General features: G+C 51.4%; 10 protein-coding genes and 6 pseudogenes. 5 read left to right on the top strand and 11 right to left on the bottom strand.

Translation table 11 applies throughout. The features are described 5' to 3' along the window. Positions 1-124: 124 nt before the first annotated feature. From KKW20_RS16345 to KKW20_RS16325, 5 genes and pseudogenes are all read right to left on the bottom strand, one after another. Positions 125-307: pseudogene (locus KKW20_RS16345) on the bottom strand (transposase); the annotation flags it as partial. An 83-nt stretch (positions 308-390) separates the two neighbouring features. Continuing rightward, a pseudogene (locus tag KKW20_RS16340) lies at positions 391-630 on the bottom strand (DDE-type integrase/transposase/recombinase); the annotation flags it as partial. Positions 631-646: 16 nt separating this feature from the next. Next, positions 647-1,660: a phosphotransferase gene (locus tag KKW20_RS16335; protein ID WP_214568976.1), complete on the bottom strand. Its 1,014-nt coding sequence runs from the start codon at positions 1,658-1,660 to the stop codon at positions 647-649. A 302-nt stretch (positions 1,661-1,962) separates the two neighbouring features. Next, complete coding sequence (locus KKW20_RS16330; protein WP_214568975.1) at positions 1,963-2,709, bottom strand: hypothetical protein; 747 nt, start codon at positions 2,707-2,709, stop codon at positions 1,963-1,965. 233 nt (positions 2,710-2,942) lie between these two features. Continuing rightward, a complete protein-coding gene (locus KKW20_RS16325; RefSeq protein ID WP_214568974.1) occupies positions 2,943-3,182 on the bottom strand; it encodes an integrase core domain-containing protein in 240 nt (79 codons plus the stop codon). Between KKW20_RS16325 and KKW20_RS16320 the strand changes: the two are divergent. Further along, a pseudogene (locus KKW20_RS16320) lies at positions 3,161-3,499 on the top strand (IS66 family transposase); the annotation flags it as partial. The gene KKW20_RS16325 and the pseudogene KKW20_RS16320 overlap by 22 nt on opposite strands. Positions 3,500-3,562: 63 nt before the next feature. On the opposite strand, the pseudogene KKW20_RS16315 reads toward KKW20_RS16320, so the two are convergent. Beyond that, positions 3,563-4,300: pseudogene (locus tag KKW20_RS16315) on the bottom strand (IS3 family transposase); the annotation flags it as partial. A gap of 84 nt (positions 4,301-4,384) precedes the next feature. On the opposite strand from KKW20_RS16315, the gene tnpA reads away from it, so the two are divergent. Genes tnpA through tnpC form a run of 3 tightly spaced genes read left to right on the top strand, consistent with a single transcriptional unit; the run spans position 4,385 to position 6,783 of the window. Beyond that, positions 4,385-4,810, top strand: a complete 426-nt coding sequence (gene tnpA, locus KKW20_RS16310; RefSeq protein WP_343207606.1) for an IS66-like element accessory protein TnpA — start codon at positions 4,385-4,387, stop codon at positions 4,808-4,810. Further along, positions 4,807-5,160 carry an IS66 family insertion sequence element accessory protein TnpB gene (gene tnpB, locus KKW20_RS16305; protein ID WP_214568972.1) on the top strand — a complete coding sequence of 118 codons (354 nt, stop codon included), beginning with the start codon at positions 4,807-4,809 and terminating at the stop codon, positions 5,158-5,160. Before tnpA ends, tnpB begins: the two co-directional genes overlap by 4 nt. Positions 5,161-5,214: 54 nt before the next feature. Next, complete coding sequence (tnpC, locus tag KKW20_RS16300) at positions 5,215-6,783, top strand: IS66 family transposase (protein WP_214568971.1); 1,569 nt, start codon at positions 5,215-5,217, stop codon at positions 6,781-6,783. Between the two features lie 28 nt (positions 6,784-6,811). Here the strand turns inward: tnpC and KKW20_RS16295 are convergent. From KKW20_RS16295 to KKW20_RS16285, 3 genes and pseudogenes are all read right to left on the bottom strand, one after another. Beyond that, positions 6,812-7,178 (bottom strand): annotated as a pseudogene (locus KKW20_RS16295) (transposase); the annotation flags it as partial. A 226-nt stretch (positions 7,179-7,404) separates the two neighbouring features. Continuing rightward, a complete protein-coding gene (locus tag KKW20_RS16290; protein ID WP_214568969.1) occupies positions 7,405-8,160 on the bottom strand; it encodes a hypothetical protein in 756 nt (251 codons plus the stop codon). A 104-nt stretch (positions 8,161-8,264) separates the two neighbouring features. Further along, on the bottom strand, positions 8,265-8,612 hold the full coding sequence (locus KKW20_RS16285) for a hypothetical protein (protein ID WP_214568968.1): 348 nt from the start codon (positions 8,610-8,612) through the stop codon (positions 8,265-8,267). A gap of 266 nt (positions 8,613-8,878) precedes the next feature. Here KKW20_RS16285 and KKW20_RS16280 point away from each other — a divergent pair, with 266 nt between their 5' ends. Continuing rightward, positions 8,879-9,730 carry a hypothetical protein gene (locus KKW20_RS16280; protein ID WP_214568967.1) on the top strand — a complete coding sequence of 284 codons (852 nt, stop codon included), beginning with the start codon at positions 8,879-8,881 and terminating at the stop codon, positions 9,728-9,730. Between the two features lie 192 nt (positions 9,731-9,922). Here KKW20_RS16280 and KKW20_RS16275 read toward each other — a convergent pair. After that, positions 9,923-10,024, bottom strand: a pseudogene (locus tag KKW20_RS16275) (integrase core domain-containing protein); the annotation flags it as partial. An 83-nt stretch (positions 10,025-10,107) separates the two neighbouring features. Further along, on the bottom strand, positions 10,108-10,207 hold a 100-nt coding region (locus KKW20_RS16270; RefSeq protein ID WP_214568966.1), incomplete at its 5' end, for a transposase domain-containing protein.

Raw genomic sequence — 10,207 nt, 5'->3', positions numbered from 1 at the left:
CCAATGTCCTCCATATGGTGCTCTATATGTCCTACCAACGCCGCCTCCATTCCAAATCTACACGTGGAAACGGACTCGCAGATCAGCTTGTCGTCTGGAAGGTGGGGGCAGCGCACCGCTTACTGTAATACAGGCTCTCAGAGATGCCCTCGCGACGGCACAGCACTGAGATGGTTTCCTCACCACGAAGGCCCGCCAGAACAATACGGATCTTCTCTTCAGAAGAATAGGTTTGCCGCGTCTTGCGGCGGATGGATTTGACCAGCTTAGTAGCCGAAGCTTTGCTGGTTCCGGATTTATTGTTCATCTTCACTCCTTGACGGTTACGATGAACCAGAAATCCTCCTGATGCTAAACCTTCTCAAATACCCACAGGTGCTGACGTCAGACACCGTTGAATGACTCGATGAAGGCATTCTGCTGGGGCTTGCCCGGATCGATGTAATGCCAGTCAATGCCCGTATCCTGAACCCACTTCAGGATCGCCATGCTGGTGAGCTCGGTGCCGTTATCCGACACAATCGTCTTTGGCATACCGCGTTCTGCTATAACGCGATCCAGTTCTCGAACAACACGATGCCCTGACAGCGATGTGTCCGCGACCAGTGCCAAGTTCTCGCGACTGTAGTCTGTCCTCGCACTGATATTAAATTGATGTTGGGCAAAAAGCACGCTTTGCGATAGGTCGCAACTGCTTAATGGAAAGCTGTTTGGCTTTGGTGCGATCAGTCTGATTCTTAGGGATTTGTAACCAACTTTCAAGAACTTGCACGAAGGAAAGGAACCAGACGCTTGGATCGTCCTTGCCGACCAAAGTGTACCCAGCAAAGAAGGCATCTAATACCTCGGGTGGAATAACCTGCCCTGCTTCCGGGGCTTTCCAAAAGCGTCTGACGAAATCCACTAAAAATTGGCAAATGTCATAACCAACGGGCGCTACGTGCTTGGCAGAGATATCTATGCCGGTCATGCATGTACCATCCCAAATCAAATTTCCAATATGAAAGTCACCATGTTGCACACAACCATATGTTTCCACATCTGTAACATCTTTTGCAATCTTTTCGATTTTAGAAATGCCGTCCAAAAATAAGGCTCGGGCCGGAACCTCAATGCGGCCGTCCCCAAGATCGCATCGAATAGTGCCAAAGCGATTGAGGGACCAACTTACATTGTACCGGCGTTTCTCCGTGATGCGGGATCTATGAAAAATATCTAGCCAGCGGCCCGCGGCTTCGACCAATTTTAACTGAGCATCGGGATTGTTGCAAAGAAAGGTCAAATGGTCTTTCAAGTTCTTTCCCTCCGCGTATTCGAAGAGGGCGCATTGCTGATCCGCATCGAGTAAGATTGGCCTAGAGACCGCAAATTCATCAGACTTAGGATACGCCGCAAAAGCAGCATTATGGCAAGCGTACTGATGAGAAAACTGGTCGGAATCCCATGGGCGCAACTCATGTTTTAAAGTCAGTCGTGTCCCATTTTCTCGCGTGGCACGCACAACAATTCGTGCAACTCTTGCCTCTTCGCGGTGCGAAACCTCCTCTAGCTTCCAATCATCCGGGTCCATGTTGAGCCGGTGTACCACTTCAGGCCAGCGTAAAACCAAAGACTCTCGTAAGCTCATAATTTCTTTGGGATTGTTTTGGAAGGTATTCATCGCTTAAATTCTGGGGTCACTACTGCATAAATGGTTATTGACAAACTATGTCCTTCTACGGTTCTAAACCTTTTTTGCTTCGTTCACTTGTCGCACGAAAGAAAAATTATGTCGAGCAATTGATGGTGTGAGGTTGAGTTAGGCGATGGTGAAGTGGTCCTGTTTTTTAGGAAGTGAACCGCCCCGGTTTTACCGGAGACTGTTTAGTTCTTCTCAAGCTGTCTGACGTCAGCGCCTAAGGGTCCAAACAGGGCAATTTGATAAGAGAGTGTTTCTGTCTCATCGCAACCACCTCTACACCATCAGATATAACCATACTCAGTTTGGAAGTCTGTCGGAACATTGGCATGGTAATCGTATAAGACTTTGATGTTCTCTCGATCAATATCATGCACTCCTTGTAGCTCACAAACCTGCGAACCATTCACAGAGATGTGCGTTGTATTATCTCCGTATTCGACGCCGATTTCGCCTTCAAAATCAGGGCGGTCAGGAAATACCTTAGCGAGCAGATTTTCTGGCGTAGGAAGGGAGATGTGTATGACATCTGTTTCCACGTCAAAGTCAATAATTTTAGGAATTTCGATGTCAGTTCCCTGAATATCACCGTCAATGACAAACTCGTCAAATCCACGGCCTCCGGTAGCTATGTCGCCCTCTCCCAATAGCAAAACATCGTCTCCATCACCACCATTCATCTCGTCCGCGGAATTGCCCTGAAGAGTAACTATTTTTGATGCTTCGTCGATATGTACGCTTACGCCAGTTATCGTGTCATTCCCTGCGGTTCCATGCGATGCAACTGAATTGTTCTCACTTGACTCGCCGCTTCCGCTAGAATGATCTTCCCGCAAGCCACTATCATCGAAGCCTGTAGTTCTAGTATCAGTAGTGTTTTCTTCCGGCCGGTCTTCGTTGTTGCCGTCTGCAGAAGAACCAAGATCAACAATCTCAATCAGATCTCGGACCGACGTTTCCTCGTCTTCTTGGCTGTCAACGCTATCAACCGCCGCGCTCGCTGACTCGTCCTCTTCGACTTCAGACGTCAAGAGCAAACTCCCTCCGAGCAGTCCTATAGAAGCTAACAAAAGCAACATGTCTCACCCGTGTATACCTAGTTTTCTCTACTTATCATAATGTATAGTATTACTGAGCAAGAAGGATACGTACACTTAAAAATCCATTGTTGGTTAATCTCCTAGTGACCTGCGCCCCTAAAACTGAAGTGGTCCTGCTTTTTCGGACAGTTTTGCGGCTCAGCTAAGATGTAATCTGGTTGGTTTCATGCCGCCTTCTGGGATCGTTCTGTGTCAAAGAATGCGTCGTCAGGGGGGCGCTTGTCGAGAGCCGTGTGAGGCCGCTCGGTATTGTAGAAGCTGATCCAGTCTTTGATCACGCGTTTGGCTTGGAAGCCGTCCTGTAATTCATGCAGATAGACGGCCTCCTGCTTGAGCGACCGCCACAGCCGTTCGATGAAGATGTTGTCGAGATACCGGCCGCGCCCACCTCTCAGCCAAAGCACCTTTGGGCACAGCGCTCAAATACATCGCAAAATACTGGGATGGTCTCTGCCTGTTTCTGACTGACGGCCGCATCGAGATGGACAACAATACCGTGGAACGCACAATCCGTCCCATAGCTCTGAACCGTAAAAACGCGCTCTTCGCTGGACACGATGCCGGTGCTGCAAACTGGGGTGTCATCGCGTCCCTGATCGAGACCTGCAAATTGAACACTGTCGATCCACATGCGTATCTGGTTGAAACGCTCAAAGCCATCGTCGCAGGCCACAAACAAAGCCAGATCAACGATCTGCTACCGTGGAATTACGTCAAATAGGTGGTGACCTGTGCCCCAAGTTCCCTCCAGCTTGCGCGGAGTCCTTGGGTTAAATCTTTGGCGTTAGGCCGCCATCTTGTCCATTGCCTTTCTCTGCAAAAATTTCATCGGTGTCAGGTTGCCCAAGGCTGAGTGAGGCCTGTGCCAGTTGTAATCCTCCTGCCATTCTTCAAGCGTTTCGCGGGCGTCACCCAGTGTTCCAAACAGCGTTTCATTGAGGCATTCATCCCGTAGCTTGCCGTTGAAGCTTTCGATGAAGCCGTTCTGCTGGGGTTTTCCTGGCGCGATGTAATGCCAATCGATACCGGTGTCTTGAACCCACTTCAGGATCGCCATGCTGGTGAACTCGGTGCCATTGTCCAACACAATCGTCTTTGGCAGGCCGCGTTCGGCGACGATGCGGTCCAGTTCACGCGCAACCCGTTGGCCAGACAATGACGTGTCGGCCACCAGCACCAAGTTCTCGCGGCTGAAGTCATCCACAACCGCCAGAATGCGAAACCGGCGACCATCCGTCAGCGCATCAGACACGAAATCCAACGACCAGCGCTGATTTGGGCCATCTGGCAACACCATCGGCTTCCTCGTGCCCAATGCGCGCTTCCTGCCGCCTCTGCGGCGCACTTGAAGCTTTTCTTCGGTATAAATGCGTCTTACCCTTTTGTGGTTCACGGCAAAACCTTCCCGCGCGATCATCACGTGGACACGACGGCAACCAAACCGTCGGCGTTCCCTCGAAACTCGCTTGATGGCATCTCGTAGTTCGGCATCATCATCACGACGCGACAGATACCGCACAGTGTAAGCGGTGCGTCAGCCCCGTCGTTTCGGCTTGGTGACGTTTGATGCATACCATTCTGCAACTGAGTTTGCAGGAGTTTGGCAGTGGAGCACCAAAATGAGCACCGGATGGAGGCGCGGGGATCGAAGGGAGTGTCGCGGATCGAGGTTCTTGATGGCCTGACTGGACGGCGGCGCTGGCCGGATGATGTAAAGGCGCGGATTGTGGCGGAGAGTTTTCTGCCGGGCGCGCGGGTCTGCGATGTTGCTGCGAAGTATGGATTGATCGCCCGGCACCTTTCCGGATGGCGTGGCCTTGCACGCAAAGGCGAACTTGTTCTTCCAAGTGATGCGGCCCCGACTTTCGTGCCGCTGGTGATTGAGCCATCACCTCCAGACACAGCCGCTGCCGCACCCACGGACACAGGCGTGATCAGGGTCGATATTTGCGGTGTTGTTTTGCATGTGACACCGGACTGCAACCCGGAGCGTGCGGCCGCTTTGGCGGCAGCATTGAGGAAGGTGCTGTGATCTTTCCGGATCAAGCGGTTCGGATCGTGATCGCGACCAAGCCGGTGGACTTCCGCAAGGGGCACGACGGACTTGCAGCCGTGGCGCATACCGAGTTGGGCTTTGCGCCCAAGGCGGGGGTGATGGTGGTGTTCCGTTCTAAACGTGGTGATCGGATCAAGGTTCTCTTCTGGGATGGCAGCGGAGTCGTGATGATCTATAAGCGGTTAGAACAAGGCGCCTTTGCCTGGCCCAAGGTCAGCGACGGGGTTATGCGCCTGTCGCGCGTGCAGTTTGAGGCACTGTTCGCAGGCCTTGACTGGCGCCGTATCCGGGCCCCGCGCCCGCTGCAGCTCACCGCGACAGAATGACTCGGGTTGCTTTGTAAATATGGGCAATTGTAGGGGCACGCGGTATGAACAGCCATGTCTGCGCCCGCCTCACAACCCATTGATCTGGATGCTCTTCCGCCCGCTGTGCGCGAGGCGTTTGAGGCCATGCAGGCCAGGGTCGCGGGCTTGGAGGCCCAGACTGAACACCAGGATTATCTGATCGCCGAACTGCGGCACGCGCTTTATGGCAAGCGGTCCGAGCAATTGGATCCCGACGAGCGTCAATTGGCTTTCGAAGATCTGGAAACGGCTGTCGCCGAGGCCGAGGCCACCCGGGATGCGCTGGTCGAACGCAATGCCGATGGCAAACCCAGACGCCCTGCCGCCAAACGTAATCTTGGCCATCTGCCAGACCATCTGCCGCGCATCGAGCAGGTGATCGAACCTGCACAAAAAGTCTGCCCCTGCGGCTGCGCCGAGATGGTGAAAATCGGCGAGGATCGTGCTGAACGGTTGGATATCATTCCCGCCCGCTCTCAAGTCATCGTCACCGTCCGCCCCCGCTATGCCTGCCGCCGTTGCGATGCAGGCATCACACAGGCTGCGACGCCAAACTGGCTGATCGAAGGCGGTCTGCCAACCGAGGGAACACTCGCCCACGTTGCTGTCTCCAAATACGCAGACCACTTGCCGCTTTACCGCCAGTGCCAGATTTATAGCCGGGGTGGTGTGGTTCTCGATCGGTCCACCCTCGCAAGCTGGTGTGGCACAGCAGCCTATCATCTGGCTCCGGTTGTTGACCGGATGCTCACCCACCTTAAGCGATCAGGTCGCCTGTTCATGGATGAAACCCGGGCACCGGTGCTTGCCCCCAAGACTGGCAAGACCAAGACTGGTTACCTCTGGGCGCTGACCCGCGATGATCGCGGCTGGGGTGGTGCCGATCCGCCCGCCGTCGTCTTCACCTATGCCCCCGGGCGCCATGGCAGCCATGCGATGGACGTTCTGACTGGCTTTGACGGCACCCTGCAGGTTGATGGCTATACCGGCTATAATGCATTGGCCGAACCCAAGCGCGTGGGTGGAGAGCCCCTCCAGCTTGCCTATTTCTGGGCGCATTCCCGGCGCAAGCTGCATGATATCCATCAGAAGGACGGCTCCGTGATTGCAGCCGAAGGTTTGCGCCGCATCGCACAGATCTACAAGATCGAAGCCAGCGTCCGAGGGCGATCGCCGGAAGAACGTCTTGCCGCACGCCAGGCGCAATCTGCACCCTTAGTCACCGACTTCCGTCTTTGGCTGACCCATCAGCGCAGCTGCATCTCCGCCAAGTCCCGCCTCGGCGAGAAGCTTGGTTATATCCATCGGCATTGGGACGGCTTGCAACTCTTCCTGACGGATGGCCGCGTCGAGATGGACACCAACCCAGTCGAAAATACCATTCGACCCATAACTCTCAATCGTAAGAACGCGCTCTTCGCAGGTCACGACGAAGGCGGCCGGACTTGGGCGCGCATGGCCTCGCTCATCGAAACCTGTAAGCTGAATGCCGTCGACCCCTACGCCTACTTGCGCAAAACACTGACCGCCATTGCGGGCGGACACCCCGCGTCATGCATCGACGACCTCATGCCGTGGGCATTCCAAAAACCGTCAAGCTGAACTGACAACGGGGGTCAGGCACCACTTACCGCACAGTTGATCTATCGATCTGCAAAACATCACACGCCCGCCGCTGACTGACTTGATGGGCTTCCATCAGATGCGCCACAGCTTTCCGCTTTCCAACGGGCGTCACCATTTTTTTGAATTGATATCTCGCAGCATCGCATTGTCGAGCATTTGCTCTGCCAACAGCTCTTCAGCTTGCCGTTCTCGTCTTCCAATGCCCGCAATCGCTTCGCATCTGACGGCTCCATGCCGCCATACTTCGATTTGTATTTGTAGAACGTCGCCGAGCTGATCCCGTGCCGACGACACACGTCAGCGGTCTTCTCACCAGATTCCTGTTCCTTGATCATCGCTATGATCTGTTCGTCCGTAAATCGTGCCTTCATGTATCCGTCCTTTTGTTGGGCGGACTCTACATAAATTTGGAGGAGTTTTTGGGGCACAGGTCACGGCTGACCCATTTGTTCAAAGTCGAAACCCCAACGCCTAAAACTGACGTAACCTGGGGTCGCGTCAGCCCGCTGGTCGTTGTTATGAGAACCGCATCACGTCTGAACTCGTCGCCATGATTAAATCTCCTTCATTGCGAATATCGCTCGAAAGAGACCGGAACTAAACCGTGACAAGTCCACTTTTCGGGGAGTGGCTCAACAAACGTCCGCGAGATCCTAGAAAGGAGCTAATTTCTTCTAGTTCATTTTCGTAAGCGCTCCGTAGTGTAGCGGTGCCTTCGAGAGAAAGTTGTTGGTTTGAAAGGTATTTTGAATAGGGGAACTGCTCCCGCAAAATTTTTTTTCCTCTATTAGAATGATTTGATACTGATTTAGGAATATTTTTTATATCCTTAATGGCGTTCCAGCCTGTGAATTCTCTTAGCTGCCTTTTAGGGTTTGATGTGTGAAAACCAAACTCTTTGACTACAATGTAAGCATTCGGCATTACTGACATGAGATCTCTTAAGACGTCAAGCCAGCCACGCTTAGACATTAGCGCTTTCGAAACTGCTGTATCAAAGCACTCTATATTGTGACCGTGTTGTGCGAGAAAAGATAAGGCAGACACCCACCAGTCTTCGGGAGAACGTAAGGTGATGCAAACTGTGCCGAACAGATCTTTGGATTGCCCTAAGCGTAGCAAGTTCTGTTGGATGTCTGGGTAGAGTTGTTTGGTCACCCAGTTTGTCTCCATCGTCCCCATTATGTTTTCATCACTTAAGACGACTTTTCCCCCGTCTTTTAGGGCTTGTTGGAGCTTATCATACAGCCGGGTTACACTCGTTGCCTTGTTCAGTTGAGTGTTTCCGTAAATCACCCCATCAAGCCATCCTTGCTTTCGGGTTTGGTCAATTTCAATGAAATGAATTCCCATCTCACGTGCTACCTGGCGCCTACGGAACATAAACTGTTGAAGCAGAGTTGTGCCCGTTCTATGGGCTCCTATATGTAAAACACAGCTAGTACTCGCTTGGCCCATTATTCGTCATCCGCCTGCAGTCCATGAGGAATAATTTGACCATTTAGCTTCTTTGATGTTAGAGCCTGTTCGGTTAAAGCTCGTTCGATCCTATCTGACGCAAGCTCGAATACATCCAAGATTGCGTCAAATTCTTCATCTGATAGAAATGATAATTTGATTGAAGGGTACTCTGAACCAAAATTGTAAATTATCAATGCGTCATTTTTGGTGATAGTTGTGGAGTCCTCAATACGCTTAGTAAATCGCATCACTGCATTTTCAATGTCGTTACAGTTTTTGGCTAAGTTTGGGTTGTCAGCTCTTAAGTCATAAAAAAACTTGAGAAGTATTTCTCTATCATACATTCTACTTTAGACCTATCTCAGTTTTCGATTACACAAGCGCCAAACTAGTTAAGGAGGAGCGTTGTGGCAACTGAAATCAGGTTATATATTTAAGGTAGGCCTGTTGAGGAAATGGGTTTCGTGGTTGCTCCTGTCGACTGAGCAAGAACAGATCAAGACAGACATCTCTGGATGGGACGCTGCGAGTGGATTAACGTTGTGATATATATGGAGCTAAAGCTAGAACGCGCCCAATGTGTCAATAAATATAGGTATTAGGGTCTGTTGTGGGAACAAAAGAAAATGGTATATTCCTGCTAGGAATAGGGGCGAGGGCGGCTGGGAGTTATCAGTTGGCTAGAGCGTTGTCTAAAAAGCAACATGTGGATTTCGGGTTTAGGTATGATTATGACATGCTGGAGCCTATTTTCAATCCGGGCGCGGGAAAGCGTCGGGAGGCGGTGGTCAGAGGTTTGGAAGACGCTGTTTTCCGGCCATACTCTGAATGGCGTGGAGCTCCCAAATCGAAATTGCTATCCTTCCTTGCGAACCCCCCTTCTTACTTCGATCATTTTTTGGGAGTTTTGCGGAGGAGTGGGATATGTATTTCTGGTGATTTTTCGCAAAGCCATCTGAAATTGAGTATGTCGGCATTTCAAAAAATTGATACAGAGTTTGCAGACCGCGATATACAGCTGGTTCCCGTATTTACTATGCGCAACCCTGTATATCTGTTAAAATCCTTGGCTGAACATCGGCTCAAATACGAAGGGAATAATCTCAACTACGCTAATCTAATTCAAGAAATGTCAAAAATTTCAGCGTCCCCTGAAGACAAACATTTGTTTGATTTCCCCGGTACAGTGAAGCGTTTAAGTGCTTGTTATGGCGGTCGTCCGGTTTTTCTCTTTTTTGAGAGCTTAGTTGAAAAAAATGCAATTGAGCTTCTCCAAAAGGCTGTTGGTGTAAACTTGGGCAACGTAGCGCCGGTGATCGGTCGAATGAAAAGATGGGAGTCGATACAAAAGCTCTCAGTTGACGACTACAATTACTTTGAAGAAAAGTTTGACGATTTGTTTGATTTTTGTGAAGACGCCTTTCCTCACGCAGATATAAGCCGCCTTTGGTGTTATGCCTGACGTCAGCACCTATGGGACCAATTAGTGGACGTGTTGCTGTCTGAACCGCGCCGGGTTTGCCGGAGGCTGATTTGTCTTAGCTACGCTGCCATTGACCTGAACCCCAAGTTCCCTCCAGCTTTGCGCGGAGTCCTTGGGTTTAAATCTGTGACCTTAGGCGGCCATTTTGTCCATCGTCTTTCTCTGCAAAAATTCCATCGGGGTCAGGTTTCCCAACGCTGAATGCGGCCTGCGCCAATTGTAATCCTCCTGCCATTCTTCCAGCGTTTTGCGCGCATCACGTGACCTGCCTGTTGAATGTCATTGAGAACTGACCCGGTAGCCCCATAAATTGTCACTGAGAATTGACCCATGTGTAAGCGGTGCGCTGATCCCACCTATTTGACGTAGTTCCATGGTAGCAGGCCATTGATCTGACTTTGTTTATGCCCGTTGACAATGGCAGTGAGCGTCGCGGTTATATAGGCGTGGGGATCA

This window comes from Aliiroseovarius lamellibrachiae, assembly GCF_018599245.1.
Taxonomy (GTDB): domain Bacteria; phylum Pseudomonadota; class Alphaproteobacteria; order Rhodobacterales; family Rhodobacteraceae; genus Aliiroseovarius; species Aliiroseovarius lamellibrachiae.
Note: the sequence above shows the minus strand (reverse complement) of the source record. Positions and strands in the feature narration are given on the sequence as shown.